This window comes from Pseudoxanthomonas indica, from assembly GCF_900167565.1.
GTDB classification, from domain to species: Bacteria; Pseudomonadota; Gammaproteobacteria; order Xanthomonadales; family Xanthomonadaceae; genus Pseudoxanthomonas_A; species Pseudoxanthomonas_A indica.
Window position 1 is genome coordinate 846738 of record NZ_FUZV01000001.1, and the last position, 26864, is coordinate 873601.

Sequence of the window (26864 nt, forward strand, 5' to 3'; positions counted from 1 at the left end):
CGCATGCCCAGTTTGATATTGCTGATGATTGCGGGCATGGCTGCCTACGGTTACTGGAATGCCGCACGTGCGGCCGCCGAGCGCGCCGGCGAACTGGGCCGCAATGCCTGCGCCGCCGCCGGCGTCATCTGGCTGGACCAGACGGTGCATGCCGCCGGCCTGCGCCTGTGCCGGCACGAGAGTGGCTGGCTCGGATTCGAGCGCACGTTCCGCTTCGAGTATTCCTACGACGGCATCGAGCGCCATGTCGGTCGCCTGGTGTTGCGCGGCGACACACTGGTGTCCTTTGTGGGTCCGGTGCGTCCGAACGTGGTGCCGTTCGGCGAGAACTGACGGCGCGGCTGCGGCGTGCGCCGCAGCGGTCGCGATGGCTTACTTCACCACCCGCAGATGCGGACGCTTGGACGGCGCGGGCGCGTCGTCGCTGGGCGTATCGGGCGTGGGTGGTTCATCGTCGCCGCCATCATCGGGCCCGGCCGCGTGGCCATCATCCGGCAGCGCCATGCCCTGCCCGGTCTCGCGCGCGTAGATCGCCAGCACCGCGGAAATGGGCACGTACACGGGAAAACTGACGCCGCCAAAGCGGGCGGTGAAACTGACCGCGTGATTGTCCAACTGCAGGGCGACCACCGCGCGCTCGGCGATGTTCAACACCACCTTGCCTTCCTTGACCGCGCTGCTCGGCACCTGCACGCCCGCCTGGGTGGCATCGACCAGCAAATGCGGGGTCATGCCATTGTCGGCAATCCATTCCACCAGCGCCCGCAGCAGATAGGGGCGATGGCTGGTCATGCGGGGCGTTTCGTCAGTCATTGGGTCAAACCGGGATTTCTCTCAACTTCCGTTCCGTGTCCGTCAGGCTGCGCAGGAAGCCCGGGTGGCGGAAGATGCGGTTGCCATAGTCTTCAATCGCCTTGCCATCCTTGGGCAGCGGGATGTCCAGCGACGGCAGCCGCCAGATGATCGGCGCCATCGCGCAGTCGGCCAGGCTCATTTCCGGATTGAGGAAGAACTTGCTGGCCTTGAACAGCGGCACCGAGGCGGTGAGCAGTTCCTTCAGGCGCTTGCGGCCGGCTTCCGCCTGCTGCTTGTTGCCCAGCTGGATGGCCTGCACCTGCGGCACCCAGTCGTGTTCGATGCGCAGCATCGCCAGACGCAGGCGCGCACGCGACAGCGGATCCACCGGCATCAGCGGCGGGTGCGGATAGCGTTCGTCGAGGTATTCGCTGACCACCGAGGCGGCGTACAGGACCAGGTCGCGTTCGACCAGGGTCGGCACCGAGTGGTAGGGATTGAGGTCGATCAGATCTTCCGGCGGATTCTGCGGATCCACGGGAACGAAATCGAAGCTGACACCCTTGGCCGCCAACACCAGGCGGACGCGGTGGCAGAGGACATCATCGGTGGAGGAAAACAAAGTCAGTGTATTGCGCATACGTGGACTCGCAGCCATCAGGCTCTCCGACGATCGGAATCCGCCGATCGCACCGACGCCGCCAGCCCCTTGCCGACGGTCGCCACGGTCCCCGAGTGTGCAATCCCTTCAGGAAAATGCCAAGCGACTCCCATGCCACTTGACACCGCCTGACCGCCCGGTCCGCAGACCAGGCGGCGCCAGGGAGCGCCAGACGTGTCAGTGCACGTCTTTCCAGTACTCCTGCTTGAGCAGATAGGCCAGGAACGAAAGCGCCGCCAGGAACAGCACCACCCACACGCCCATGCTCTGGCGCTTGAGGGCGGCCGGCTCGCCGGCGTACTCGAGGAAGTTGGTCACGTCGCGCGCGACCTGGTCGAACTGCGCCGGATTCAACCGACCCGGCTGCGCCAGCTTCAAACCTTCCACATGACGCTCGCCGGTGGTTGCATCCGGCTTGCCGTACTCGGCGTGCTGCAGACCCTGCAGTTCCCAGAACGGATTGGGCATCGAGGCGTTCGGGAACAGCTTGTTGTTCCAGCCCAGCGGACGCGATTCGTCCAGGTAGAACGACTTGAGGTAGGTGTAGACCCAGTCGCTGCCGCGCACGCGCGAGATGGTGCTCAGATCCGGCGGCATCTTGCCGAACCACTTGGCAGCCGGGTCATGCGGCATCGACACCAGGATCTGCTCGCCGAACTTGGCGCCGGTGAAGTTGAGGTTGTTCATCACCTCTTCTTCGGTCAGGCCCAGGTCTTCGCCCATGCGCGAGTAGCGCAGGAACTTCAGCGAATGGCAGCCGGAGCAGTAGTTCATGTACAGCTGCGCGCCGCGCTGCAGCGATGCGCGGTCACCCAGGTCGTTGCCGGCCTGCAGCTTGTCGCCGCCTTCGGCGGCCAACGCAGCGAACGAGATCAGCAACCCGCTGGCGAAAACGGCTAGCCGGGAAGTCAAAGTCTTAGTCATGCGTGGTCACCCGGTCCGGCACTGGCTTGGTCTTTTCCAACCCAAAGAATGTGTAAGCCCACAGGAAAGCGAAGAAGCCGAAGTACAGGAAGGTCAGCACACGGCCGATGTAGGTTTCGACCACGTCGGTACCCGGGCCGGCGCCAATCTTGCCCAGCCAGACGAAGCACACGGCAAACACGCCGACGGCAATCTTGAAGCCCAGGCCGCGGTAGCGGATGGACTTGACCTTGCCGCGATCCAGCCACGGCAGCGCGAACAGGATCGCGATGGCCGCGAACATCACGATGACGCCGCTGAGCTTGTGCGGCACCACGCGCAACATGGCGTAGTACGGGGTGTAGTACCACACCGGCTTGATGTGCTCCGGCGTCACCAGGCGGTTGGCCTCGGTGAAGTTGTCATGTTCCAGGAACCAGCCGCCAAAGGCCGGCGCAAAGAAGATGATGAAGGCGCCGATCAGCAACAGCATGCAGACGTAGAACAGATCCTTGCCCACCGTGTAGTACGGGTGGAACGGGATGCCGTCGGCCGGCGCGGTCGGTGACCAGCGGTTGCCCTTCGGGCCCTTCTTGATTTCGACGCCGTCGGGGTTGTTGGAACCCACTTCGTGCAGCGCGCCGATATGCAGCACCACCAGCAGCAACAGCACCAGCGGCAGCGCGATCACGTGCAGCGCGAAGAAGCGGTTGAGGGTGGCGTCGCCGGGCAGGTAGTCGCCCATGATCCACTCGGTCAGGCCGTTGCCGATCACCGGGATCGCGCCGAACAGCGAGATGATCACCTTGGCGCCCCAGAACGACATCTGGCCCCACGGCAGCACGTAGCCCATGAAGGCTTCGGCCATCAGCACCAGGTAGATCAGCATGCCCAGGATCCACACCAGCTCGCGCGGCTTCTGGTAGGAGCCGTACATCAGCCCGCGGAACATGTGCAGGTACACCACGATGAAGAACAACGAGGCGCCGGTGCTGTGCATGTAGCGGATCAGCCAGCCCCACTCCACGTCACGCATGATGTATTCGACCGAGGCGAAGGCTTCCGCCGCGCTCGGCTTGAAGTGCATGGTCAGGAAGATGCCGGTCAGGATCTGGTTGACCAGCACGATCGACGACAGCACGCCGAAGATGTACCAGATGTTGAAGTTCTTCGGAGCGTAGTACTCCGACATGTGCTTGCGGTAGAAGGGCATGAAGCCCGGCGCACGCGCGGTGAACCATTCCATCGCGCCATCGGCGATACGGGTGAAAATGTTGGCCATGGCTTAGGCAGCTCCCTTCGGATCGACGCCGATGATGATCGTGGTGTCGTTCTCGTAGTAGTGCGGCGGCACCAGCAGGTTGGTCGGCGCGGGAACGCCCTGGAACACGCGGCCGGCCATGTCGAAGCGCGACTTGTGGCAGGGGCAGAAGTAGCCACCCTTCCAGTCGGCGTCGTACGGCTCGGGGCGGATTTCCGCGACCATTTCCGGCGAGCAGCCCAGGTGCGTGCACAGGCCCACCAGCACGGAGATATCCGGCTTCAGCGAACGGCCCTCACCCTTGATGTACTCGGGCTGCTGATCCTTGTTGGCCGACTGCGGATCGCGCAGGCGGCTGTCCAGGGTCGGCAACGCGTCCAGGATGGCCTTGGAGCGCTTGACGATCCAGATGGGCTGACCGCGCCATTCCAGGATCAGGCGCTGGCCTTCCTGCAGCCCGCTGATGTCGGCGGTCACCGGGGCACCGGCCAACTTGGCGCGCGCACTCGGATTCCACGACTTGATAAAAGGTACCGCTGCGAATCCGGCGCCGACCGCACCCACCACAGCCGTGGTTGCAGTCAGAAACCGGCGTCGGCCTGTATTCACAGGCCCATTGACCCCATCGTTGCCCATTCCGGCACTCCGCAAAACAATCAGGTAGCTAAAAGGCTGCCAACAAGCCCACACCGCTTGGCACGGGGTGGGCCGCAAAGACGGTCAAGTGTAACGGAAGCCTTAATCGGCCGACAACGTTGGCCGGCGATTCAATGACTTGCGCAGGGTCCGAAGCGTCGCCGGCACGCGGCTGCGCGCAGGAAGGCGAACCGATGAGCCCGATATCAGCGGGCGGCGACGCTGCCGCGGTAACGTTCGGCCAGCACCGACACACGCTCCACGTAACGCTGGGTTTCCTTGTACGGCGGGATGCCGCCGTGCCGATCCACCGCACCCTCGCCGGCGTTGTAGCCGGCCGCGGCCAGGCGCAGGTCGCCGTTGAAGCGCTTGAGCAACCAGGCCAGGTACTGCACGCCGCCGCGGATGTTCTGGCCGGCGTTGAACGAGTCGGCCACGCCGAAACGGCGCGCGGTGGCCGGCATCAGCTGCATCAGGCCCTGCGCGCCCGCATGGGACAGGGCCAGCGGGTTGTACGAGGACTCGGCATGCATGATCGCCCGGATCACCGACTCGTCGACGCCGAACTCGCGCGAGGCCGAGGCGATTTCCGCCTGGTAGGCCGCGGTGTTGAGGCGCAGGGTGCCGAAATTGAGGTTCGGATTGCCGCAGGCGAAGCAGGTCTCGATGAAGCTGTACTTGATGGTGCGCACGCTGGCCACCGCGCCGCCGCCCTTGGGCCGGCTGCTGGTGTAGTGGCGTACGCCGTCCTTGATGTAGGAATAGACCTGGCCGCTGACCACGCGGCGGGTCGGGGTGTAGCTGGCGGCGGGAATCACGGCGGGGCTGATGGCCGTCGGGGCGACGGACGCCGAGGTCAACACGGCCGCAGGACGGCTGTCCACGCCGCCTTCGGCCTTGGCCGGGGTCGCTGCGGGACTGCTGTTGACGGTGGCCGGGCGCGAGACCGACGCCAGCCGCGATCCGCCGCCATGGTCCGGGGTATAGCGACTGATCACTTCGCACTGCGCGCCACTGACCCGCTTGCTCACATAGTTCGGCACACCATCGGCACCCGTGCACTTGTACAGCGTGCCCGCGCTGGCAGGCAGCGCGAAGCACGCGGCCAGCATCCCCAATGGCAGCAGCATCCCCTTCATGCGGCGCAGTGTCCCGTATCCGGGTGGGGTTGCCAAGTCTTTGTTCACGCTGGAAATCCTCGGATCTGTGCCGGCGGTCGGGAATCGGGAAACCCGATCGGCGGGCCGCCGCCGCTCGCGGTCGACCTGGTACTTCCCTGGTTAACGCGGAACCGGGGCCAAACCGGACCGTCCCGGGTAAAATGCCCGCCCTCCGCCCGCCCACCCGACTGGAATAAGCGCCATGACCGGGACGCCCGCTCCTGATACCGCCCGCACGGGCTCCTTGCCCGTTGCCGATCTCCCCCACCCGGCCGTACCCGCCCGGGGCAAGCTCTATATCAAGACCCACGGTTGCCAGATGAACGAGTACGACTCGGCCAAGATGGCCGACGTGCTGGCCGCCGCCGAGGGCCTGGAACTGACCGACAACCCCGAAGAAGCCGACGTGGTGCTGGTCAACACCTGCTCCATCCGCGAGAAGGCGCAGGAAAAGGTCTTCAGCCAGCTCGGTCGCTGGAAGGCGCTGAAGAAGGACGGCAAGCCCGTGCTGATCGGCGTGGGCGGCTGCGTGGCCTCGCAGGAAGGCGAAGCCATCGTCAAGCGCGCACCGTACGTGGACCTGGTCTTCGGCCCGCAGACCCTGCATCGACTGCCGGAACTGATCCGCGAGCGTCGCCAGTCCGGCCGGCCGCAGGTGGACATCAGCTTCCCCGAGATTGAAAAGTTCGATCGCCTGCCCGAACCGCGCGCCGAAGGCCCCAGCGCCTTCGTCTCGATCATGGAAGGTTGCTCCAAGTACTGCTCGTTCTGCGTGGTGCCGTATACCCGTGGCGAGGAAGTCAGCCGTCCGTTCGAGGACGTGCTGGTGGAAGTGGCGCAGCTGGCGGCGCAAGGCGTGCGCGAGATCAATCTGCTGGGCCAGAACGTCAATGCCTATCGCGGCCCGTATGGCGATGGCGACATCGCCGACCTGGGCCTGCTGATCCGCACCATCGCCGAAATCGAAGGCGTGGGCCGCATCCGCTTCACCACCTCGCACCCGCTGGAATTCAGTGACTCGTTGATCGAGGCCTACCGCGACGTGCCGCAACTGGCCAACTACCTGCATCTGCCGGTGCAGGCAGGCAGTGATCGCATCCTGGCGGCGATGAAGCGCGGCTACACCACGCTGGAGTTCAAGCAGAAGATCCGCAAGCTGCGCGCGGTGCGGCCGGACATCTCGGTGTCCTCGGACTTCATTGTCGGCTTCCCCGGCGAGACCGATGCCGATTTCGACAAGACCATGAAGCTGATTGAAGACGTCGGCTTCGACCAGTCGTTCTCCTTCATTTATTCGCGTCGCCCCGGCACGCCAGCCGCAGATCTGGAAGACGACACGGCCGACGCGGTCAAGCATGCGCGCCTGGAGCGCCTGCAGGCGCACATCAATGCTTACTCCGCCGGGATCTCCGAGAAGATGATCGGCAGCGTGCAGACGGTGCTGGTCGAAGGCCCTTCGCGCAAGAATCCCAACGAGATGACCGGCAAGACCGAGAACATGCGCTCGGTCAATTTCCCCGGCCATGCGCGGATGATCGGGCAGTTCGTCGACGTGGTGATCACCGAGGCATTGAGCAATTCATTGCGCGGGCGTGTGGCGGTCAGCGAGTAAGGGATCAATCGAGGCGTTTGCGGAAGCGCAGGATCGCGGCGCTCATCATCACCGTGGTGAAGGCCAGCATGGCCAACACGTCCGGCCACAGCTCTTCGATGCCGGCGCCGCGCAGCATGATGCCGCGGATCAGGCGCAGGAAATGGGTCAGCGGAAGGACTTCGGCCAGCCATTGCACCAGCTGCGGCATGCCCGAGAACGGGAACATGAAACCCGACAGCAGGATCGAAGGCAGGAACACGAAGAAGGTCATCTGCATGGCCTGGAACTGCGATTTGGCGGCGGTGGAGATCAGCAGGCCCAGGGTGAGATTGGCGGCGATCAGCAGGATTGCGGCCAGGTAAACCTCCCACAGGCTGCCGTTGAGCGGCACCTCGAACAACCACGTGCCCAGCGCCAGCACCACCGTGGTCTGCACCAGGCCGATGGCGATGTAAGGCAGCACCTTGCCGATCATCAGTTCGGCGCTGCTGACCGGGGTGGCGATCAGCAACTCCATGTTGCCGCGCTCGCGTTCGCGAACGATCGCCACGCCGGTGAACAGGACCATGGTCATGGTCAGGATCACGCCAATCAAACCCGGCACGATGTTCACCGCCGAGCGCCGCTCCGGGTTGTAGAAACTCACCACGCTGATCGGTCTTTCGACCCGCGCGCCCACACCCGAGCTGCCATCCAGCGGCATCTGCGCGATCTGCGCGGCGGCGGCCTGCACGGCGTTGTCGCTGCCATCCACCAGCACCTGCATCTGTTCGCGGCCTTCGGCGCGACGGCGCTCGAAATCCGGCGGCACCACGATGCCGAGGCTGATCTGGCCGCGACGGATTGCCTCCATCAGTTCCTGTGGCGTCTGCGCCACCAGGCTCGGACGGATCACGGTGGTCGCCACCACATCCATCACCATCGCACGCGAGGCCGCGGTGTTGGATTGATCCGCCACGCCCGCCTTGAGGTCACGCAGGTTGGTGTTGATGGCATAGCCGAACAGCAGCAGCTGGGCGACCGGAATGGCGACGATCATCGCCAGGGTGATGCGGTCGCGGCGCATCTGCCGCACCTCTTTCTGCATCACCGCCAACAGGCGCCGCAGGTTCATGCGGCCTCCTCGCGACCCTGTGCGGCCTGGCGGCGCGTGGCGGCCACGAACACATCTTCCAGGTTTGGTGTGGACGGTCCCACCTGCGCCTGCACGCCGGCATCAGCCAGGCCGCGGCCGATGCGCGCGGCGGCATCGCCATTGCGCGCCATCAGCACGCGCAGGGTATTGCCGATCTGCGCCACGCTGATCACATCCGGCAGGGTCAGCAGGATCTTCTGCGCCTGACGCGGTTGCTGCGCTTCGACGGCCAGCGTGCGTCCGGCCAGATCGCCGGTCAGATCATCCGGGGTGCCGTCGGCCACCAGCATGCCGCGATCGAGGATGGCGATGCGATGGCAGCGTTCGGCTTCGTCCATGTAGTGCGTCGACACCAGGATGGTGGTGCCGGCATCGGCCAGTTCGAACAGCTTCTCCCAGAAATCGCGGCGCGATTCCGGGTCCACCGCGCTGGTCGGCTCGTCGAGAAACAGCAGTTCCGGCTCGTGGATCACCGCGCCCGCCAGTGCCAGGCGCTGTTTCTGGCCACCGCTCATGGTGCCGGCCAGTTGCTTCTGCCGATCGCTGAAGTGGTACTGGCTGATCAGCTCATCGATACGCTGGCGCGCCTGCGCCTTGGACAGGTTCTGCACGGCCGCCAGGAATTCCAGGTTCTCGCGCACAGTCAGATCTTCGAACAGCGAGAACTTCTGGGTCATGTAGCCGATGCGGGTGCGTAGTTGCTCGGCCTGCGCGGGAATCTTGAGCCCGAGTACATCAATCTCGCCCGCCGTGGGCGTGAGCAGGCCGCAGAGCATGCGGATGGTGGTGGACTTGCCGGAGCCGTTGGGCCCGAGGAATCCATAGACGCTGCGACGCGGTACCTGCAGATCGACGTGATCCACGGCGGTGAGCGCACCGAATTTCTTGGTCAGGCCCTGCGCGTGTATCGCCGGACCGGTCGGCTCAAGGCTGGCCATGCGCAAGCTCCACGCTCACCGGGACGCCGGCAGGCAACTGCGCGGCGTCCTTGTCCAGCAGGCTGACCTCGGCGATGTAGCTCAGGCGCGCAGCGTCCTTTCCGCTCAAGGCGTAGTACGGGGTGAAACTGGGCTCGCTGCGGATCATCCGCACGCGGCCGTTGTAGACCTGGTCGCGGCCGTCCACGCGCACCCGCAGCTGGTCGCCCACCTTGACGTAGGTGCGTTGCGTTTCCGGCACGTAGACGCGCGCGTAAGGCGCATCGCCCACCAGCATCACCGCCAGCGGCGCGCCTACCGGCGCCTGATCGCCCAGCTTGTACGGCAGGCTGTCGATGCGGCCGGCGCGCGGCGCCACCACGCTCAGTTTTTCCAGCGTCACCGCCTGCACGCTGGCCTGCGCTTCGGCCGCGGCCACGGCCGATTGCCCTTGCGCCAGCTGCTCGACGCGGGTGCCGTTCTCCAGTTCCAGCAACGCCGCCTGCGCGGCGCGCACCTGCCCACCGGCGTTGTCGGCGGCGGCGCGTGCGCGATCCACTTCCGAGGCGGCGACCAATTGCTGGCGGCCCAGCGGCAGCAGCCGGTTGTAGTAGGCGCGAGTGTCCAGTGCCTGCGCCTGCGCGGAGGCCAGGGTGGCGCGCGCCTGGGCAATGGCTTCGCGGCGCGGGCCAGCACGCAGCTCGTCCAATACCTCGCGACTTTGTTGCGCCTGCGCCTGGCTGGAGGCCAGCTGCGATTGCGTGCGGGTCAATTCCAGTTGCAGCAGCGGCGCGCCCGCCGCGACCTGCTGGCCCTCGCGCACATCGATGCGGGTGATTTTTTCCGCGGCCGGCGCGGGCAGCGTGATGCGGTCCCACTCCAGCGTGCCCAAGGCGCGCGGTGTCTTGTCGGCGCAGCCCACGATCAACAGAGGTGCCAGGGCCAGGGCCCAGCGCAGGTCAGTTCGCATCTTTGAGCTCCAGTCCGCGATCCAGCAGCACCAGGGTGTGCCGGCGCAGGTCGTTGAAATCGATGTCGTCAGCGCCAAACAGCGCGCGCCAGATCGGCGCGCTGGCCAGCGGGAAAAAGGTCAGGCCAATCAGCGAGACCATCAACAGGCGCGGATCGAGATCCGCATTCAGGCGCCCGGCCTGCTGCGCCTGGGCGAAGCGACCGGCCATCATCTTGGCCACCAGCGGGCCCACTTCTTTGAGCAGCACATCGCGCAACGCGCCGCCCTCGAGCAGGACTTCACGCACCCACAGCGTGGGCAGCCAGGGATGGCGCTCGACGACCGCGCCGACACCCTGCACAAAGCCGGCGATCAAGGCCGCCGTATCGCCTTCGCTTGCCTTGCCCAGCGGCGCCTGCAGTTCTCCCACCACCGGCAACAGCCGTTCCTTGACCACGGCCTGCTGCAGCTGCGACTTGTCGCCGAAGTAGTAGTGAACCAGGGCCGGGGTCACGCCCGCTTCGGTGGCGATATGGCGCAGCGAGGTGGCGGCGATGCCGATGCGGACGAAGCATTGCAGGGAGGCGTCGAGCATCCGCTCGCGCTGATCGGCCTGGCGCTGGGGATCGGCGGCGGGGCGGCCGGGGGCGCGGGTGCCCTCCTTGCCGGCGCGGGTCGGTGGGCGGCCGCGTTTGCTGGGCGATTTGGGAGCCGTCGGGCTTGCCAGGGTCGGGGCTGAAGCCCCTCCTGCGGGGGCTACCCGGGTGGCAGGGAGCTTGGACTTGCGCGCTGGCGGGCCGGGCTTTTTGGGGGGCTGTGATTTCATGGGTGCAATAATTAATTCATCGATTAATTAATGCAAGTGGCAGCCGATGAACGGCGCGGCCGGATGACGACGGCCGGCCAGCGCGGTTACCCTGCGCGCCCCGACCTCGCCGAGGAACGCCGCCGTGATCCAGCTTCTGCGCTGATTGCCGCTTGCAAATTCCGCCCTCCCCCACCACATCGGTGCGAGGACCCGGCCACTTCGATCCCTCCGCGTGATCCGCCCTGCCCCGTCATGCTCACTTGCATGCGCCCGCAGCGGGCTGCGATCCGCCTAGTCAACAACGGAACCCCATGACTGCCAGCAAACGCGAATTCACCCTGGAACCTGAAAACACCGAACGTCTGGCCAACCTGGCCGGGCCCTTCGACGCGCATCTGCGCCAGATCGAACTGCGCCTGGGCGTGGAAATCGCCAATCGCGGCGCGATCTTCCGCGTCACCGGGCCGGAAAAGGCCGTGGTGGCGGCCGATCGCCTGCTGCACGCGCTGTATGAAGAAGCCGGCAACGAAATCTTCGACAGCGAAGCCATCCACCTGCGCTTGAACGAATCCAATGTCGAGCACGTCGCCGCAGGCGGCTTCGAGCCGCAGGACGTGTCGATCAAGGTCAAGCGCGGCACGGTGCGCGGACGCGGCGCCAACCAGGCCAACTACCTGCATGCGATCGCCACCCACGACATCAATTTCGGCATTGGTCCTGCCGGTACCGGCAAGACTTTCCTGGCGGTGGCCAGCGCGGTCGAGGCCTTGAACGAATCGCGCGTGCAACGTTTGATCCTGGTGCGGCCGGCGGTGGAAGCCGGCGAAAAGCTGGGCTTCCTGCCGGGCGACCTGACCCAGAAGGTGGACCCGTACCTGCGCCCGCTCTACGACGCGCTCTACGAAATGCTGGGCGTGGAAAAAGTGGTCAAGCTGCTGGAGAAAAACGTGATCGAGATCGCGCCGCTGGCCTACATGCGCGGACGCACGCTTAACGATGCGTTTGTCATTCTGGACGAAGCGCAGAACACCAGCATCGAGCAGATGAAAATGTTCCTGACCCGTATCGGCTACGGCAGCACCGCCGTGGTCACCGGCGATCTGACCCAGATCGATTTGCCCAAGCACCAGAAATCGGGCTTGAAGGATGCGCTGGATGTGCTGCGCAACGTCGACGGCATTTCCTTCAACTTCTTCACCAGCCGCGATGTGGTGCGCCATCCGCTGGTGGCGCGCATCGTCAACGCTTACGATGCGCGGGACGGCAAGGATTCGGAGACTGGTCAGGCATGACGCAAGGTCCGGTAAGGCTGGAAGTTTCAGTCAGTTATGCACTGCCCCGCGCCGGCCTGCCGGCGGCGGTGAGTTTCCGCCGCTGGGTGGCGGCGGCGCTGCGCGGTCGTATCCGCGAAGCCGACCTGGCGATTCGCGTGGTCGATGCCAAGGAAGGGCGCGCGCTCAATCGCCACTATCGCGGCAAGGACTACGCCACCAACGTACTGAGTTTCCCGGCCGAGATGGCCGAGGGCGTCAAGCTGCCCAAGGGCGTGAAGATGCCGCTGCTGGGTGACCTGGTGATCTGCGCGCCGGTGGTGGCGCGTGAAGCCAAGGAACAGAAGAAGGCGCTGGCCGCGCACTACGCCCATCTGACCGTGCACGGCACCCTGCACCTGCTGGGCTGGGATCACGAGGACGACAAGGAAGCCGAGTGCATGGAACAGCTGGAGCGCGAGATCCTCGCCGAACTCGGCATCGAGGATCCCTACGCGGACGAGTAGGTCCGCGCTAGGATGCCGGGCATCCCGATTCATTCGCACCTGCCACATGACGCCAGCCCGTCCGTCGTTCGCTTCGCTCCCGTCCGCCCTGATTCGCACGGTCCTGCTGCTGGCCCTGGCCGCGCCCGCCCTGGCCGTCGACCCGCCAGCCGCACTGGAAGCGCCGCCCTTTGAGCCGGCCAAGGTCAATCTGCCTGGCTTGATCAGCTGCGAGCAGCAGCCCGAGTCTTTCCTGTCGCTGGCCATCGCCGTGCAGGACCCGCTCAACGCGGTGTCGCTGGGCTGGCGTCCGCTGCCGCAGACCAACATGTTCATGACCGAGTACGCGCTCAACCAGCCGGTCACCGTGTTTGGCCATCGCAGCGATCGCATCGCCTTTGCCGGCTCGGCAGTCATGGCCATCCTCGACCTGCCCGATCCGCGCCCGCTGGCGAAGGAACTGGCGCTTGAGACGGCCGTGGACACGCCGGACAAGGCCATGTTCGGAAAGGAACTGCTGAGCGAGGAATTCCAGGACGCCAAGACCGGCAAGGCGATGGTGCGCTCGGCGGTGTTGAGCGTGTCCAACGTGACCTCGCACCCCGGCAAGACCCTGGTGGGCTGCACCTACAGCATCGATCCGCTGGAAGAAGAAGAAGCCCCGGTCGAGCTCACCCCCTCGGCCGCACCGGCCGGCGAACCGGCCCCCACCGCCGTGCCTGCCAGCCCCGCTGCGGCCTCGCCTGCCGGCGCATGACCCCGTCGCCGGCCGTGGCCCATGCCCCGGCCTGCTAGACTCTGTCCCGTCGCCCGCAGCGCGGGCGCTCCCTTACAAGAGATGTCTGAAGACGACAGTACCCCGGCGCCGGAACACCACGAGACCAGCTCGGGGGGTAAACGGCGCGGCTGGCTGGAACGCCTGAGTTCGGCGTTTTCCGGTGAACCCAACACACGCGACGACCTGGTCGCGGTCCTGCGCGATGCGCAAAGCGACGGCCTGATTGCCAGCGATACCCTGCGGATGATGGAAGGCGCCCTGGCGGTGGCCCAACTGACCGTGGGCGATGTGATGGTGCCGCGCGCGCAGATGGTGTCGCTGCCGGTGGAGGGCCGCTTCCTGGATCTGATGCACCAGGTGGTGGAGTCCGGCCATTCGCGCTTTCCGGTGCATGGCGACAACAAGGACGAAATCCTCGGCATCCTGCTGGCCAAGGATCTGCTGCGCGGCGTGGTCGCCGACAACGGTCCGGGCAGCATCCGCGAGTTGCTGCGCCCGGCCGTGCTGATTCCCGAGTCGAAGAAACTCAACCTGCTGCTCAAGGAATTCCGCCTGTCGCGCAACCACATGGCGATCGTGGTGGACGAGTACGGCGGCGTGGCCGGCGTGGTCACGATTGAAGACGTGCTGGAACAGATCGTCGGCGAGATTGACGACGAGCACGACGAGGCCGAGGACGAAGCGACCCTGATCGCGGTACAGGCCGACGGCCAGTACGTGGTCGATGCGCTGACCCCGATCGCCGATTTCAACGAAAGCTTTGGCGCGGATTTCCTGGATGACGAATACGACACCGTCGGCGGTCTGGTCACGGCCGCCATCGGCCATCTGCCGGAAACCGGCGAAGAGCTCACCCTGGGCCGGTTTGCCTTCCGCGTGGCGCGCGCCGATGCGCGCCGCATCCATGCCTTCCATGTCACCGTGCTGGCGGATGCCTAAGTCCCTGTATCGCTGGCTGCTCGCCAGCCTGTTGCTGCTGTGTTCGCTGAGTGCGCTGGCCGCGCCGCGCGTGGGCGTGGCGACCATGGCGCCGGGCGAGATCTTCTTCGAGCGCTTCGGCCACAACGCGATCGTGGTGGTGGATCCGCAGTCCGGCGCGGCCACCTCGTACAACTTCGGCTTCTTCGACCCGAGCGAATCCGATTTCATCGGCAACTTCGTCAAAGGCGTGATGCAGTACTACCTGGTCGCGCTGCCGCTGGAACAAGACCTGGCGCAGTACCGCGAGAGTGGTCGCGGGGTGCGCGTGCAGTGGCTGGATCTGGCGCCGGAGGAAGCACAGCGCCTGGCCGATGCATTGGCCGCACGCACGCAGATCAACGAAGGCCGCTACCGCTACGACTACTTCACCTCCAACTGCTCCACCCAGGTACGCGACGCGCTGGACACCGCGATGGGGGGGCGCCTGCAACCGCAGCTGGCCGGCCGTTCACGCGGCAACACCTTCCGCAGCGAAAGCGTGCGCCTGGCATCGCCGGCCACCTGGATGTGGCTGGGCTTTGATCTGGGCCTGGGGCCGAACGCCGACAAACCGATGTCGCGCTGGGAGGAAGCCTTCGTGCCGATGCGCCTGGCCGACAGCCTGCGCGAGGCACGCAACGGCGCCGGCCGGCCGCTGGTGCAGTCCGAAGTGGAATTGCTGCCGCACCTGATTGGCGCCGAGCCAGCGGAAGCCCCGCGCCGCTGGACGCCCTGGCTGGTGGCCGGCCTGGCCATCGCGGTGGCGTTGGTCGTGCTGGGGCGTCGTCATCCACGCGCCGTCGCCGCGCTCGCGCTGCCGTTATGGTTGCTGTGCACGGTGGGCGGTGGCCTGCTGATCTTCCTGTGGGGCTTCAGCGAACACTGGGCCGCCTGGCGCAACCACAACCTGCTGCTGCTCAATCCGCTGTGCCTGCTGCTGATTCCCGGCGCAATCGCGGTGTTGCGCCGCCGCAAACCTGCGCCGTACTTCAAGCCCGTGCTGATCGCGGTGGCGGTGCTCGGTTTGTTCGCCTGGTTCGTACAGTGGCTGCCTTTTGCCTTCGGCTACCAGTACAACCAGACCTGGATTGCCTTGCTCGCGCCCATCCATCTGGCGCTTGCATACGTATTCAAACGGCCGCCTCACGTGCGCTGACGCAGGATGCGGCCCTTCCCCGCTGCCGAAAGACAGGGTCCGCATGCTGCTCCGACTGTTCGCTCTCGCCGTCCTGGCGCTTCCACTGGCCGCACCGGCGGCGCAACCCGCACCCAAGGCCGCCTCGGCGCGGGTGACCTCGCCGGATGGCCGCATTGCCGTCGATCTGAGCTCCGATCCCGATGGCCGGCCGATCTACTCGGTCAGCCGCGATGGCAAGGCCCTGCTCGCGCCTTCGCACCTGGGCTTCCTGCTGGCCGACACGCCAAAACTTGACCGCGCGTTCGCGGTGACCCAGCCGCGCACGCGCAGCTTCGACGAAACCTGGGAACAGCCCTGGGGCGAACGCAGGCAGATCCGCAACCACTACAACGAACTGCGGGTCACGCTCAAAGAGACTGCAAAGACCGCGCGCCGTCTGGACCTGGTGTTCCGCGTCTATGACGACGGCCTGGGCTTCCGCTACGAGTTCCCGCAACAGGCGTCGCTGCCGCAGCTCAACATCCGCGAAGAGCTGACCGAGTTCGTGCTGGCGCAGCCGGCCACCACCTGGTGGATTCCGGCCGGCGAGTGGAACCGAGAGGAGTATCTCTACCACCGCACGCCGGTGGAGGAAGTGGGCATTGCGCAGACGCCCATCACCTTCAAGCTGGCCAACGGCACGCATCTGTCGATCCACGAAGCCGCGCTGATCGACTACTCCGGCATGAACCTGACGCGGGTGGAAGGCCGCCGCTTCAAGGCCTTGCTCACGCCGGGCCTGGATGGGGTCAAGGTGCGCCGGCAGGCGCCCTTCAACACGCCCTGGCGCACCGTGCAGATCGCCGATGACGCCGCCGGGCTGGCGATGTCCAGCCTGATCCTCAACCTCAACGATCCCAACGTGCTCGGCGATGTGTCGTGGGTCAAGCCGATGAAGTACGTCGGCGTGTGGTGGGAGATGCACCAGGATCTGAAGACCTGGTCGTCCGGTCCGCGCCACGGCGCCACCAACGAGAACGTGATGAAGCACATCGACTTCGCCGCCAAGAACGGCTTCGGCGGCGTGCTGGTGGAAGGCTGGAACGTGGGCTGGGATGGCGACTGGTTCGGCAATGGCGATGACTTCAGCTTCACCCGGTCGTACCCGGATTTCGATCTGGAAAAACTCAGCGCCTATGCCAAATCCAAGGGCGTGGAGATCATCGGCCACCACGAGACCTCGGCCAACGCCGCCCACTACGAATCGCAGATGGAAGCCGCGTTCGATCTGTACCAGCAGGTCGGCGTGCATGCGGTCAAGACCGGTTACGTCTCCGACGCCGGCGAAGCCAAGGTGATCGGCGCCGACGGCAAGCGCCACTACGCCTGGCATGAGGGCCAGGACATGGCGCGCCATCACCTGAAAGTGGTGACCGAGGCGGCCAAGCGCCACATCAGCATCAACGCACACGAACCGATCAAGGACACCGGCCTGCGCCGCACCTGGCCCAATACCATCGATCGCGAAGGGGCACGCGGCATGGAATACAGCGCCTGGGGCAACCCCGGAAATCCGCCCGAGCACGAAGCCAACCTGGTGTTTACCCGCCTGCTGGCCGGTCCGATGGATTACACGCCCGGCATCTTCGGCATGAAGACCCGCGCGCCCGATGGCGTGGCCACCACCTGGGCCAAGCAGCTGGCGCTGTACGTGGTGATCTACAGCCCGCTGCAGATGGCCGCGGATCTGCTGGAGAACTACGAAGCCAATCCGCGTCCGTTCCAGTTCATCAAGGACGTTCCGGTGGATTGGGAAGACACCCGCGTGCTCAATGGCGAAGTGGGCGACTACGTGACCATCGCGCGCAAGGATCGCCACAGCGACAACTGGTACCTGGGCGCGGTGTCGGATGAAGAGGCGCGCACGTTGAAGGCGCCGCTGGCCTTCCTCGACAAGGGCCGCAAATACACCGCGCAGATTTACCGCGACGGTGACAAGGCCAACTGGAAGACCGCGCGCGAGGACATCGTGATTGAGGAGCGTGAAGTGACCTCGGCCGATACGCTCACGCTCAAGCTGGCGCCGGGTGGCGGGCAGGCGATTCGGTTCATCGCGCGGTGATTCAGCGGCAAGCGCAAGAGCGGCGAAGCCCCTGTAGGAGGGGCTTCAGCCCCGAAGCTCGTAACCTGTCATCGCCCATGTAAAGGTGCCAACCCGTGGAAACAAGATGGGCCGGCATCTGACCGGCCCTGTGCTTCGGGGCTGAAGCCCCTCCTACAAGGGCCACGCATCCTCGCATCGGCTTGCCGTGCGCGATCAACAGGCGCAGGATCAGCCCATGGCTGATACCAACACCGCAACCGCACACACTCTCCCCAGCTGCGTCATCAACTGCGTCGTCTACGACGCCCACGGCACGCGCCGTGACATCACCCTGGATCAGATTAGCGACGTGCTGGCGATCGATGACGGCAGCTTCGTCTGGGTGGGCCTGTACGAACCGGCAGATGCGATCCTGGAGAAACTGCAGGAAGAGTTTTGCCTGCACGATCTGGCGGTGGAGGACGCGCAGAACGCCCATCAACGGCCCAAGCTCGAGGCCTACGGCAACTCACTGTTCCTGGTCATGCACACCGCGCAGGTGGTGGACGAGCGCATCCAGTACGGCGAAACCCACGCCTTCCTCGGCCCGCGCTACCTGTTGACCGTGCGCCACGGCGCCTCGCTGTCGTACGCGCCGGTGCGCGAGCGCGTGCAGCGCGAGCCGGAACTGCTGGCCCTCGGGCCGTCGTATGGCCTGTATGCCGTGCTCGATTTCATCGTCGACAACTACCGGCCGATCGTCGATGCGTTCCGCGAAACCCTGGACGTGCTGGAAAAGGATATCTTCGCCGACACCTACCGGCGCGTGACCGTGGTGCGGCTGTACGAGCTCAAGCGTGAACTGACCAAGATGCGGCTGGCGGTGGCGCCGCTGCAGGATGTGCTGGCCCAGCTCAGTCGCACCCAAAGTGCGTTGATTCCCGAAGAAGTGCGGCTGTACTTCCGCGATGTGTACGACCATGCCTTGCGCGTCAACGAATCCACCGACACCCTGCGCGAAATGCTGACCACCGCCTTGAGCGTGAACCTGTCGCTGGTCACACTGGCGCAGGGCGAAACGGTGAAGCGTCTGGGTGCGTGGGCCGCACTGCTGGCCGCGCCCACGCTGATCACCAGTTGGTACGGCATGAACTTCGAGTTCATGCCCGAGCTGCACACGCGTTACTCGTACCCGCTGCTGATTGTCGGCGTGGCGGCGGTATGTGTCGGCCTGTACGCCTTGTTCAAGAAGGTGCGCTGGCTGTAGGGGCTGCTTCGACCAAAGTTGAAGGCCGGAATCACCCTTACGGATTGACCCTCCCGGCGCATCGGACCACTCTAGCCGCAGTCTCCGCGGAGGGTGTTTCATGAAAGGTCTTTCCAAACTCGCCTGGGCGGCGCTGGCCGTGCTGGGCGCGTTCGCGCTGGGCACCGTGGCCCTGCGCCGCGGCGAACACATCAATGCCATCTGGATCGTCACCGCCGCGGTGTCGCTCTACCTGATTGCGTATCGGTACTACAGCCTCTTCATCGCCAACAAGGTGATGCAGCTGGACCCCACCCGGGCCACGCCGGCCGTCATCAACAATGACGGCCTGGACTATGTGCCCACCAACAAGCATGTGTTGTTCGGCCATCACTTCGCCGCCATTGCCGGCGCCGGCCCGCTGGTGGGCCCGGTGCTTGCAGCGCAGATGGGCTACCTGCCCGGCCTGCTCTGGTTGATCGTCGGCGTGGTGCTGGCCGGCGCGGTGCAGGACTTCATGGTCCTGTTCATTTCATCGCGTCGCAATGGTCGTTCGCTCGGCGATCTGGTGCGCGAGGAAATGGGCCAGGTGCCCGGCACCATTGCGCTGTTCGGCGCCTTCCTGATCATGATCATCATCCTGGCGGTATTGGCCATGGTGGTGGTCAAAGCCTTGGCGGAAAGCCCCTGGGGCATGTTCACGGTCATGGCCACCATGCCCATCGCGATCCTGATGGGCGTGTACATGCGCTACATCCGCCCCGGCAAGATTGGCGAAATCTCGGTGGTTGGCCTGATCCTGTTGCTGCTGTCGATCTGGCTGGGCGGCAAGGTCGGCGCGCACCCGACCTGGGGCCCGGCGTTTACCTTCACCGGCACCCAGATCACCTGGATGCTGATTGGCTACGGCTTTGTCGCCTCGGTGCTGCCGGTGTGGCTGCTGCTGGCGCCGCGTGACTATCTGTCCACCTTCCTCAAGATCGGCACCATCCTGGCGCTGGCGATCGGCATCATCATCGTCGCCCCGGATCTGAAAATGCCGGCGCTGACCCAGTTCACCAACGGCGACGGCCCGGTGTGGAAGGGCGGCATGTTCCCGTTCCTGTTCATCACCATCGCCTGCGGCGCGGTGTCCGGTTTCCATGCGCTGATTTCCTCCGGCACCACGCCCAAGCTGCTCGCCAGCGAAGGCCATATGCGCTACATCGGCTACGGCGGCATGCTGATGGAATCGTTCGTGGCGATCATGGCGCTGGTGGCCGCGTCGATCATCGAACCGGGCATCTACTTCGCCATGAACAGTCCGGCTTCGGTGGTGGGCACGGATGTGGTCTCGGTCGCGGCCAAGGTCAGCGAATGGGGCTTCACCATCACGCCCGACGTGCTGGAAGCGACCGCGCGCGACATCGGCGAGCACACCATCCTGGCGCGTGCCGGCGGTGCGCCGACGTTGGCGGTGGGCATCGCACAGATCCTGCACAGCGTGTTGCCGGGCGAGAACACGATGGCGTTCTGGTACCACTTCGCCATCCTGTTCGAAGCACTGTTCATCCTGACTGCCGTGGATGCAGGCACGCGTGCCGGCCGCTTCATGCTGCAGGACCTGCTGGGCAACTTCGTGCCGGCGCTGCGCCGCACCGAATCCTGGACCGCCAACCTGATCGCCACCGGCGGTTGCGTGGCGCTGTGGGGTTACCTGCTCTATCAGGGCGTGGTGGATCCCTACGGCGGCATCCAGACGCTGTGGCCGCTGTTCGGCATCTCCAACCAGATGCTGGCGGGTATCGCACTGATGCTGGGCACGGTGGTGCTGTTCAAGATGAAGCGTGACCGCTACGCCTGGGTCACCGCGGTGCCGGCAACGTGGCTGCTGATCTGCACCACCACGGCGGGCTTCATCAAGATCTTCGACAGCAATCCGGCCCAGGGCTTCCTGGCACAGGCGCACAAGTTCCAGGCGGCGATCGCCAGCAACACCATCACCGCACCGGCCAAGACCGTTGCTCAGATGCAGCAGATCGTCACCAACGCCTACGTCAACACCGGGCTGACGGCGCTGTTCCTGTTCGTGGTGTTCAGCACACTGATCTACGCGATCAAGGCGATTATCGTCGCCCGCCGCACCCCTGCCCGCACCGACAAGGAAACCAACTACGTGCAGGTGGATCCGCAGCAGCTGGCCAACCTCTGATGGGCACCGCGCTCGTTCCTGTCGAGCATTACCAGGTACACCGGCGCGTCTGGCGCCGGCTGGTACAGACGGCGCGACTGTGCTGCGGCGTGCCGGACTATGACAACTATGTCCGGCACATCCTGGAGAAGCATCCGGATCGCGAACCGATGGACTACAAGACCTTCTTCCGCGAACGGCAAGAGGCCCGATACGGCGGCAAGAGTGGGTTCCGCTGCTGTTGAGGCGGCGTGATGCAAACAAAAAGGGCGAAGCCAATGGCTTCGCTTTTTTTTTTCGATTTCCGGCCTTTCGTAGGAGGGGCTGAGGCTTGGCGGCGTTACTGCCCCGCCATTGCGCGCAGGGTGATGCCGACCACGTAGGCAGCGCCAGTACCCGTCGCATAACCCAGCGTACCCAGCAGCACACCCACCGGCGCCAGCGCAGGGTGGAAGGCGCTGGCCAGCACCGGCGCCGAGGCCGGGCCACCGATATTGCTCTGCGACGCAATCGCGAAATAGAAGAACGGTACGCGCAAGAGTTTGCCGACCATCCACAGCAACACGATGTGCACGGCGATCCACAGCACGCCGAGCAGGAACAGCCACGGGCGCTCCAGCAAGGCCAACAGATCCATCTGCATGCCGATGCAGGCAATCAGGAAGTACAGGAACAGCGAGCCCCACTTGGATGCACCGGCGCCTTCCAGCGTGCGCGCGCGGGTGAAGCTCAACAGCAGGCCGACGGCGGTGGCCAGCAACACCACCCACACAAACGGCTTGTCCAGGCTCACCGTGGACGACCACGACACATTCGCGGCAAACCACGTCGACAGCGGCGAAGCCAGCGCATGCGCCAGGCCCACTGCACCGAACGCCACGCCGGCCAGGATCATCAGGTCCGCCAGGGTCGGGATGCGTGCATGCTGCGCCTGGTAACTGGCGATGCGATCACGCAGGTCGTCAATGGCCGATGTGTCGGCGCCGCTGCGCTGATCGATGCGTTGCGCGCGTGCCGCGCAGAAAATCAGCACCGCCATCCACACATAGCCCACGCCGACATCGACCACCGCGAACTGGCCGAAGGTGGTGGAATTGACCTCGAAGATTTCCTTCATCGCCAGCATGTTGGCGCCGCCGCCGATCCAGCTGCCGGCCAATGCGGCCATGCCGGCCCAGGTGTCGCCGGCCACGGTCTCCGGATGGAACCAGGCCATCAGCTGGAACGCCACCACCGCGCCCAGCATGATGCTCAGCACCGCGGCGACGTACATGGCCAGCATCTTCCAGCCCAGTCCCAGGATGCCCTTGATGTCGATGCTCAGGGTCAGCAGCACCAGTGCGGCGGGCAGGAACACGTCACGCGCGATCGGGTTGTACAGCGAGGTGTGCTCGCCGTCGATCAGACCGAAGGTGTTGTACAGACCCGGGATGAAATAGCACAGCAGCAATGCCGGCACGAAACTGTAGAACTTCTGCAGGTGGCGGTTGCTGCTGCTGGACGTCCAGAAGATCACGCCCAGGGTGGCGGCGATCAGGCCGAAGACGATGATGTCATTGCTGATGAACGCGGTGCTGGCTTCGACCGCCATCGGCGATTCCCCTTGCTTGCATGAAGCTGTGCGCGCGGCATCCCCGCCACACGGACAGAAAGACGGCGCGCCGGGAATCCGGCGCGCCGTGCGTGCTTACTCGCCGATGTGCTGCTTCAGCCAGGCGTTGACGGTGTCATGCCACAGCAGGCTGTTCTGCGGCTTGAGCACCCAGTGGTTTTCATCGGGGAAGTACAGGAACTTCGACTCGATGCCCTGGCGCTGGTTGGCGGTGAACGCCGCCAGGCCCTGCTCCACCGGGATGCGGTAGTCGAGCTGGCCATGGATCACCAGCATCGGCTTCTTCCAGTCCTTGACGTGGTTGACCGGGTTGAACTTCTCATAGTTCGCGGCCACGGCATACGGCGTGCCGCCCTGCTCCCACTCGGTGAACCACAGTTCTTCGGTGGCGTAACCCATCATGCGTTGATCGAACACGCCGTCGTGGTTGACCAGGCACTTCCACGGCGAGTTCCAGTTGCCGGCGATCCAGTTGACCATGAAGCCGCCGTAGCTGGCGCCCAACGCGCAGGCCTTGTCGCCATTGAGGAAGCTGTACTTCTGCTGCGCCGCGGCCCAGCCCTTCTGCAGATCCTCGAGCGGGCGATCCCCCCAGTGCTGGCTGATCGCATCGGTGAACGCCTGGCCGTAACCGGTGGAGCCGTGGAAATCGATCATCACCACCGCGTAGCCCTGGCCCGCGTAAGTCTGCGGGTTCCAGCGGTAGCTCCAGCCATTGCCGAAGCTGCCCTGCGGACCACCGTGGATCAGGAACGCCACCGGATACTTCTTGCCCGGCTGGTAGTTGTACGGCTTGACCACGTAGCCGTGCACGGTCTCGTTGTTCCAGCCCTTGAAGTTGAACTGCTCGAAGTCGCCGAACGCGACGTCCTTCAGCACCTCCTGCGCGCTGGGGGTGATCGCGCGCTCGGGCGCGCCGGCTTCCAGCGAGGTGGTGAACAGTTGGTCACCGCTCTTCAGCGAGTTGCGGGTAAAGGCGAGCGTGTTGCCGGCGATCTCGAACGCGGAAATGCTGCCGTTGCCGATCAGCTTTTCCGCCTTGCCGCTGGCGATGTCGACACGGAACAGCGGGTGTTCGCCCATGTCCTGCGCGGTGGTGTAGACGCTCTTGCCGTCCGCCGACAAGGTGATGCCGTCGGCCGAGCTGTCCCAGTTCGCGGCGATTTCGCGCGCGGCGCCGCCGTTGGCGTCCATCGCCATCAGCGCGAAGCGGTCGGCTTCAAAACCCGGGCGCTTCATCGCACGGTAGTACAGGGTCTTGCCGTCGGCGCTGAACACCGGGCCGGTATCCCAGGCGGGGTTGGCCGCGGTCAGATTGACCGGCGCGGCGCTGCCGTCGGCCTGCAGGCGATACAGATCGAAGTTGGTCGACCACGGCTCGCCCTTGGGCTGCACGCGCAGGCTGGCGACGATCGTCGCGCCGTCCGGCGACCAGGTGTATTCGTCCGAGCCACCAAACGGCTTGGACGGCGCGTCGCCATCGAGCGTGTCGGTCAGCGAGACAGCACTGGCCACGGTCTTGCCGGCCGCCGGCAATGCGGCGACGAACAAACGGCTGCGACGGCCATCGGCCCAGGTGTCCCAGTGGCGCACGAAGATGTTGTCGTAGACCACGCCGCTGGCCTTCCTGGCGGCCGTGGCGTCGAGCTTCTTCTGCGTGCAGGCGAAGTCGGCCTTGCAGTCGGCGAAGGTGTCGGCGCTGAACGCCACGCGGCTGCCATCGGGCGAGATGCGGTAGCTGCCGACATCCAGCACGAAGGCGGTCAGCTGGGTCGGTTCACCGCCCGAAGCGGCGATCGCGTACAGCTGCTGCGTGCCCGACTTGCCGCTGAGGAAGTACACCGTCTTGCCGTCCGGCGAGTAGCTCGGCGAGTTGACGTTCCAGCCTTCCGGGGTCAGGCGCTTGGGCGGGCCCATGTCGCGGGTCAACAGGTTGCGCGTCCACAGGCCGGTGCTGGCCTTGGTCAGCTCCTTGTCGATCTGGCGCTTGGCGAAGACCACATGGGCGCCGTCCGGCGAGAGCACCGGCGAAGACACCCGGTCGAGCGCGGCCATGTCGCGCACATCCAGACCGCGGGTGGCGGCCAGCGCCGGCAGCGTGGCGAGCAGGCAGAAAGGCAGAACAGCAAGTCGGAAGGTCATTCCGGGTATCTCCGGGCGTGCAGGAAAACCCCGATGTTAGGCCGTAACGCGCGGCCGGCGCAAAGGCGGGAGGTCACGGAACCACTCGCCCGCCGTGGCAGGACGCCTGAAACGACGAAGGCGACCTTGCGGTCGCCTTCGCCTGAGGTGCGTAACGGGGGGCGGCTTACGCCGCGCCTTCGCCGCGTTTGCCAGTGCGATACAGCCACAGGCCGACGAAGGCGAGCACGGCCAGGCCGACCCACTGCGCCCATGCGCCCAGGTTGACCGGCAGCGCCAGCACTTCCGGGTTGGTGGTGACCACGATCGGAATCGCGATGGCGATACCCATCAGCGCTTCGCCGGTGATCAGGCCGGCCGAGAACAGCACGCCCGGACGGTGCACGCGATCCTTGGCTTCCTCATCGTCCACGCGCACCTTGTGGAAGCGCTCGACGAAATGAGCCAGCAGGCCGCCGAGGAAGATCGGCACCATCAGTTCCAGCGGCAGGTAGATGCCGATGGCCGCCGCCAGCACCGGCACGCGGAAATGCGAGCCGCGCGACTTCAGCCAGTTGTCCAGCGCGATCACCAGCGCGCCGACCACGCCGCCGATGGCGATCATGGTCCACGGCAGCTGGCCACCGAACAGGCCCTTGGCCACCGACGCCATCAGGTTGGCCTGCGGGGCCGGCAGCGTACGCGAGCCGATGCCATAGGCTTCGGCCAGCAGGTTCAGCACCGGCGCCATGATCAGCGCGCAGGAGAACGCACCGATGGCCAGCATCAACTGCTGCTTCCACGGGGTGGCGCCGACCAGGTAGCCGGTCTTCAGGTCCTGCAGGTTGTCGCCTCCTACTGCCGCAGCGCAGCACACCACCGCGCCAATCATGATGGCGGCCACCGCACCCAGCGGCGCCGCGCTGCCCGCGGCCGGCAGGCTGCCGTCCTTGCCGAGCAGGAACAGCAACACCACCGAGGCGAACAGGATGGTGGCGATGGTGATGCCCGACACCGGGTTGTTGGACGAACCGACCAGGCCGGCCAGATAACCGGACACCGAGACGAACAGGAAGCCGGCCACGATCATGATGATCGTCATCGGCACGCTGACATGCCATTGGCCGACGATGGCCTGGTACAGGCCCAGCAGCGGCAGCACGAACAGCACCAGCGCCACCAGCATCCACTTCATCGGCAGGTCGCGCTCGGTTTCACTGGTGACCACGCCACTGCCCTTGCGCGCAGCGGCAAAGCCACTCTTGATGCCGTCCAGCAGCGACTTGCGCAGCGAGAACAGCGTCCACACGCCGCCCACCAGCATCGCGCCCACGCCCAGGTAGCGCACCTTGGCGCTCCAGATGGCGAAGGCGGCATCGGCCGCCGGTGCACCGGCAATACTCTGCGCCAACGCCGGATCGCTGCCCAGGTAGAAGGCGTTGTAGATCGGAATGGCGATGTGCCAGGACAGCACCGCGCCGGACAACACCACGATGCCCACGTTCAAGCCGACGATGTAGCCCACGCCCAGCAGCGCCGGCGACAGGCCGGTGCCGATGTAGCCAATCAGCTTGCCGTTGGCGAAATAACCGGCCTGTGCCCAGCTGTCCGGAATCAGCCGCAGGCCGCTGGCGGCCGACAGCTTGACCAGCGCACCCAGCGCGGCGGAGATGCCGAGGATCTTCAGGCCCGGGCCGGGGTTCTCACCGGCCTTGAGCACTTCGGCCGCGGCCTTGCCTTCCGGGAAGGGCAGCGGGTCTTCGACGATCATCGAACGGCGCAGCGGCACCGAGAACAGCACGCCGAGCAGGCCACCGAGGCCGGCGATACCGAGCACCCACCAGTACTTGAAGTCCGGCCAGTAGCCCATCAGCACCAGCGCGGGGATGGTGAAGATGACGCCGGCGGCAATCGACGAGCCCGCCGAGGCGCCGGTCTGGACGATGTTGTTTTCCAGGATGGTGCCGCCGCCGAGCAGGCGCAACACGCCCATCGAGACCACGGCCGCGGGGATCGCGGTGGCCACGGTCAGGCCGGCAAACAGGCCCAGATAGGCGTTGGCTGCGGACAGGACCACCGCCAGCACGATGGCCAGCACGACGGCTCGGAAGGTTAGCTGGGGCGGCGACGCGGCCTGATTCATGAAGCGGGTTCCAGTTTCACGGAAGCCCGACAAACTATCGGCAACGCCCGGGCAAG

At 65.5% G+C, this 26864-nt stretch carries 24 protein-coding genes; 11 read left to right on the plus strand and 13 right to left on the minus strand.

Translation table 11 applies throughout. From position 1 onward, the window contains the following. The first annotated feature begins 3 nt into the window (after positions 1-3). Positions 4-333, plus strand: coding sequence for a DUF3301 domain-containing protein (locus B5X78_RS04070; protein ID WP_079723183.1), 330 nt, complete (start codon positions 4-6; stop codon positions 331-333). Between the two features lie 39 nt (positions 334-372). On the opposite strand, the gene B5X78_RS04075 is transcribed toward B5X78_RS04070, so the two are convergent. From B5X78_RS04075 to B5X78_RS04100, 6 genes are all read right to left on the minus strand, one after another. After that, the gene (locus B5X78_RS04075; protein WP_079723184.1) at positions 373-813 is read right to left on the minus strand and encodes a ClpXP protease specificity-enhancing factor; all 441 of its coding nucleotides are present in this window, start codon (positions 811-813) and stop codon (positions 373-375) included. 4 nt (positions 814-817) lie between these two features. Beyond that, positions 818-1453, minus strand: a complete 636-nt coding sequence (locus B5X78_RS04080) for a glutathione S-transferase N-terminal domain-containing protein (RefSeq protein ID WP_079723185.1) — start codon at positions 1451-1453, stop codon at positions 818-820. Between the two features lie 180 nt (positions 1454-1633). Next, positions 1634-2380, minus strand: a complete 747-nt coding sequence (locus tag B5X78_RS04085) for a cytochrome c1 (protein WP_079723186.1) — start codon at positions 2378-2380, stop codon at positions 1634-1636. Beyond that, a complete protein-coding gene (locus B5X78_RS04090; protein ID WP_079723187.1) occupies positions 2373-3641 on the minus strand; it encodes a cytochrome b in 1269 nt (422 codons plus the stop codon). The genes B5X78_RS04085 and B5X78_RS04090 overlap by 8 nt, the downstream gene beginning before the upstream one ends. 3 nt (positions 3642-3644) lie before the next feature. Further along, positions 3645-4256, minus strand: coding sequence for a ubiquinol-cytochrome c reductase iron-sulfur subunit (gene petA / locus B5X78_RS04095; RefSeq protein WP_079723188.1), 612 nt, complete (start codon positions 4254-4256; stop codon positions 3645-3647). Positions 4257-4462: 206 nt separating this feature from the next. Continuing rightward, positions 4463-5395 carry a lytic transglycosylase domain-containing protein gene (locus tag B5X78_RS04100; RefSeq protein WP_079723189.1) on the minus strand — a complete coding sequence of 311 codons (933 nt, stop codon included), beginning with the start codon at positions 5393-5395 and terminating at the stop codon, positions 4463-4465. A 223-nt stretch (positions 5396-5618) separates the two neighbouring features. Here B5X78_RS04100 and miaB point away from each other — a divergent pair, with 223 nt between their 5' ends. Continuing rightward, entirely contained in the window at positions 5619-7028 is a 1410-nt protein-coding gene (miaB, locus tag B5X78_RS04105) for a tRNA (N6-isopentenyl adenosine(37)-C2)-methylthiotransferase MiaB (RefSeq protein WP_079723190.1), read from the plus strand. A gap of 4 nt (positions 7029-7032) precedes the next feature. On the opposite strand, the gene B5X78_RS04110 is transcribed toward miaB, so the two are convergent. From B5X78_RS04110 to B5X78_RS04125, 4 genes are read right to left on the minus strand one after another with little or no spacing between them, the layout of a single operon-like run. Next, positions 7033-8124 carry an ABC transporter permease gene (locus B5X78_RS04110; protein ID WP_079723191.1) on the minus strand — a complete coding sequence of 364 codons (1092 nt, stop codon included), beginning with the start codon at positions 8122-8124 and terminating at the stop codon, positions 7033-7035. Next, complete coding sequence (locus B5X78_RS04115) at positions 8121-9053, minus strand: ABC transporter ATP-binding protein (RefSeq protein WP_079724413.1); 933 nt, start codon at positions 9051-9053, stop codon at positions 8121-8123. Before B5X78_RS04115 ends, B5X78_RS04110 begins: the two co-directional genes overlap by 4 nt. A gap of 16 nt (positions 9054-9069) precedes the next feature. Continuing rightward, a complete protein-coding gene (locus B5X78_RS04120; protein WP_079723192.1) occupies positions 9070-10032 on the minus strand; it encodes an HlyD family secretion protein in 963 nt (320 codons plus the stop codon). Continuing rightward, on the minus strand, positions 10022-10609 hold the full coding sequence (locus tag B5X78_RS04125; protein ID WP_079723193.1) for a TetR/AcrR family transcriptional regulator: 588 nt from the start codon (positions 10607-10609) through the stop codon (positions 10022-10024). Before B5X78_RS04125 ends, B5X78_RS04120 begins: the two co-directional genes overlap by 11 nt. A gap of 524 nt (positions 10610-11133) precedes the next feature. On the opposite strand from B5X78_RS04125, the gene B5X78_RS04130 reads away from it, so the two are divergent. The 9 genes from B5X78_RS04130 to B5X78_RS04170 all read left to right on the plus strand — a co-directional run bounded on the left by B5X78_RS04130 (position 11134) and on the right by B5X78_RS04170 (position 21177). After that, positions 11134-12114: a PhoH family protein gene (locus tag B5X78_RS04130; protein WP_079723194.1), complete on the plus strand. Its 981-nt coding sequence runs from the start codon at positions 11134-11136 to the stop codon at positions 12112-12114. After that, positions 12111-12599 carry an rRNA maturation RNase YbeY gene (gene ybeY / locus B5X78_RS04135; protein WP_079723195.1) on the plus strand — a complete coding sequence of 163 codons (489 nt, stop codon included), beginning with the start codon at positions 12111-12113 and terminating at the stop codon, positions 12597-12599. The genes B5X78_RS04130 and ybeY overlap by 4 nt, the downstream gene beginning before the upstream one ends. A gap of 46 nt (positions 12600-12645) precedes the next feature. Further along, positions 12646-13335 carry a hypothetical protein gene (locus B5X78_RS04140; RefSeq protein ID WP_176140770.1) on the plus strand — a complete coding sequence of 230 codons (690 nt, stop codon included), beginning with the start codon at positions 12646-12648 and terminating at the stop codon, positions 13333-13335. An 81-nt stretch (positions 13336-13416) separates the two neighbouring features. Then, positions 13417-14295 (plus strand): CorC family transporter, encoded by an 879-nt coding sequence (locus B5X78_RS04145; protein WP_079723196.1) that lies wholly within the window; start codon positions 13417-13419, stop codon positions 14293-14295. Beyond that, the gene (locus B5X78_RS04150) at positions 14288-15472 is read left to right on the plus strand and encodes a lipoprotein N-acyltransferase Lnb domain-containing protein (protein WP_079723197.1); all 1185 of its coding nucleotides are present in this window, start codon (positions 14288-14290) and stop codon (positions 15470-15472) included. The genes B5X78_RS04145 and B5X78_RS04150 overlap by 8 nt, the downstream gene beginning before the upstream one ends. Positions 15473-15515: 43 nt before the next feature. Then, a complete protein-coding gene (locus tag B5X78_RS04155) occupies positions 15516-17555 on the plus strand; it encodes a glycoside hydrolase family 97 protein (protein WP_079723198.1) in 2040 nt (679 codons plus the stop codon). Positions 17556-17772: 217 nt separating this feature from the next. Further along, on the plus strand, positions 17773-18783 hold the full coding sequence (corA, locus tag B5X78_RS04160; RefSeq protein ID WP_079724415.1) for a magnesium/cobalt transporter CorA: 1011 nt from the start codon (positions 17773-17775) through the stop codon (positions 18781-18783). Positions 18784-18883: 100 nt separating this feature from the next. Continuing rightward, positions 18884-20953, plus strand: coding sequence for a carbon starvation CstA family protein (locus B5X78_RS04165; RefSeq protein ID WP_079723199.1), 2070 nt, complete (start codon positions 18884-18886; stop codon positions 20951-20953). Then, entirely contained in the window at positions 20953-21177 is a 225-nt protein-coding gene (locus B5X78_RS04170; RefSeq protein WP_079723200.1) for a YbdD/YjiX family protein, read from the plus strand. The genes B5X78_RS04165 and B5X78_RS04170 overlap by 1 nt, the downstream gene beginning before the upstream one ends. A gap of 95 nt (positions 21178-21272) precedes the next feature. On the opposite strand, the gene B5X78_RS04175 is transcribed toward B5X78_RS04170, so the two are convergent. The 3 genes from B5X78_RS04175 to B5X78_RS04185 all read right to left on the minus strand — a co-directional run bounded on the left by B5X78_RS04175 (position 21273) and on the right by B5X78_RS04185 (position 26808). After that, complete coding sequence (locus B5X78_RS04175) at positions 21273-22523, minus strand: DUF819 family protein (protein WP_079723201.1); 1251 nt, start codon at positions 22521-22523, stop codon at positions 21273-21275. A gap of 96 nt (positions 22524-22619) precedes the next feature. After that, positions 22620-24686 carry a S9 family peptidase gene (locus B5X78_RS04180; protein ID WP_079723202.1) on the minus strand — a complete coding sequence of 689 codons (2067 nt, stop codon included), beginning with the start codon at positions 24684-24686 and terminating at the stop codon, positions 22620-22622. A gap of 166 nt (positions 24687-24852) precedes the next feature. After that, positions 24853-26808: an OPT family oligopeptide transporter gene (locus B5X78_RS04185; RefSeq protein ID WP_079723203.1), complete on the minus strand. Its 1956-nt coding sequence runs from the start codon at positions 26806-26808 to the stop codon at positions 24853-24855. Between the last annotated feature and the right edge of the window lie 56 nt (positions 26809-26864).

What these genes read in the sequence shown, in the direction of transcription:
- B5X78_RS04145 (WP_079723196.1), top strand. Translation starts at nt 13,417, where the DNA reads ATGTCTGAAGACGACAGTACCCCGGCGCCGGAACACCACGAGACCAGC.
- B5X78_RS04170 (WP_079723200.1), top strand. Translation starts at nt 20,953, where the DNA reads ATGGGCACCGCGCTCGTTCCTGTCGAGCATTACCAGGTACACCGGCGC.
- B5X78_RS04120 (WP_079723192.1), bottom strand. Translation starts at nt 10,032, where the DNA reads ATGCGAACTGACCTGCGCTGGGCCCTGGCCCTGGCACCTCTGTTGATC.
- B5X78_RS04075 (WP_079723184.1), bottom strand. Translation starts at nt 813, where the DNA reads ATGACTGACGAAACGCCCCGCATGACCAGCCATCGCCCCTATCTGCTG.
- B5X78_RS04080 (WP_079723185.1), bottom strand. Translation starts at nt 1,453, where the DNA reads ATGGCTGCGAGTCCACGTATGCGCAATACACTGACTTTGTTTTCCTCC.
- petA (WP_079723188.1), bottom strand. Translation starts at nt 4,256, where the DNA reads ATGGGCAACGATGGGGTCAATGGGCCTGTGAATACAGGCCGACGCCGG.
- B5X78_RS04165 (WP_079723199.1), top strand. Translation starts at nt 18,884, where the DNA reads ATGAAAGGTCTTTCCAAACTCGCCTGGGCGGCGCTGGCCGTGCTGGGC.
- corA (WP_079724415.1), top strand. Translation starts at nt 17,773, where the DNA reads ATGGCTGATACCAACACCGCAACCGCACACACTCTCCCCAGCTGCGTC.
- B5X78_RS04140 (WP_176140770.1), top strand. Translation starts at nt 12,646, where the DNA reads ATGACGCCAGCCCGTCCGTCGTTCGCTTCGCTCCCGTCCGCCCTGATT.
- B5X78_RS04110 (WP_079723191.1), bottom strand. Translation starts at nt 8,124, where the DNA reads ATGAACCTGCGGCGCCTGTTGGCGGTGATGCAGAAAGAGGTGCGGCAG.
- B5X78_RS04155 (WP_079723198.1), top strand. Translation starts at nt 15,516, where the DNA reads ATGCTGCTCCGACTGTTCGCTCTCGCCGTCCTGGCGCTTCCACTGGCC.
- B5X78_RS04125 (WP_079723193.1), bottom strand. Translation starts at nt 10,609, where the DNA reads ATGCTCGACGCCTCCCTGCAATGCTTCGTCCGCATCGGCATCGCCGCC.
- B5X78_RS04090 (WP_079723187.1), bottom strand. Translation starts at nt 3,641, where the DNA reads ATGGCCAACATTTTCACCCGTATCGCCGATGGCGCGATGGAATGGTTC.
- B5X78_RS04085 (WP_079723186.1), bottom strand. Translation starts at nt 2,380, where the DNA reads ATGACTAAGACTTTGACTTCCCGGCTAGCCGTTTTCGCCAGCGGGTTG.
- miaB (WP_079723190.1), top strand. Translation starts at nt 5,619, where the DNA reads ATGACCGGGACGCCCGCTCCTGATACCGCCCGCACGGGCTCCTTGCCC.
- B5X78_RS04100 (WP_079723189.1), bottom strand. Translation starts at nt 5,395, where the DNA reads ATGAAGGGGATGCTGCTGCCATTGGGGATGCTGGCCGCGTGCTTCGCG.
- B5X78_RS04130 (WP_079723194.1), top strand. Translation starts at nt 11,134, where the DNA reads ATGACTGCCAGCAAACGCGAATTCACCCTGGAACCTGAAAACACCGAA.
- B5X78_RS04185 (WP_079723203.1), bottom strand. Translation starts at nt 26,808, where the DNA reads ATGAATCAGGCCGCGTCGCCGCCCCAGCTAACCTTCCGAGCCGTCGTG.
- B5X78_RS04180 (WP_079723202.1), bottom strand. Translation starts at nt 24,686, where the DNA reads ATGACCTTCCGACTTGCTGTTCTGCCTTTCTGCCTGCTCGCCACGCTG.
- B5X78_RS04175 (WP_079723201.1), bottom strand. Translation starts at nt 22,523, where the DNA reads ATGGCGGTCGAAGCCAGCACCGCGTTCATCAGCAATGACATCATCGTC.
- B5X78_RS04150 (WP_079723197.1), top strand. Translation starts at nt 14,288, where the DNA reads ATGCCTAAGTCCCTGTATCGCTGGCTGCTCGCCAGCCTGTTGCTGCTG.
- B5X78_RS04070 (WP_079723183.1), top strand. Translation starts at nt 4, where the DNA reads ATGCCCAGTTTGATATTGCTGATGATTGCGGGCATGGCTGCCTACGGT.
- ybeY (WP_079723195.1), top strand. Translation starts at nt 12,111, where the DNA reads ATGACGCAAGGTCCGGTAAGGCTGGAAGTTTCAGTCAGTTATGCACTG.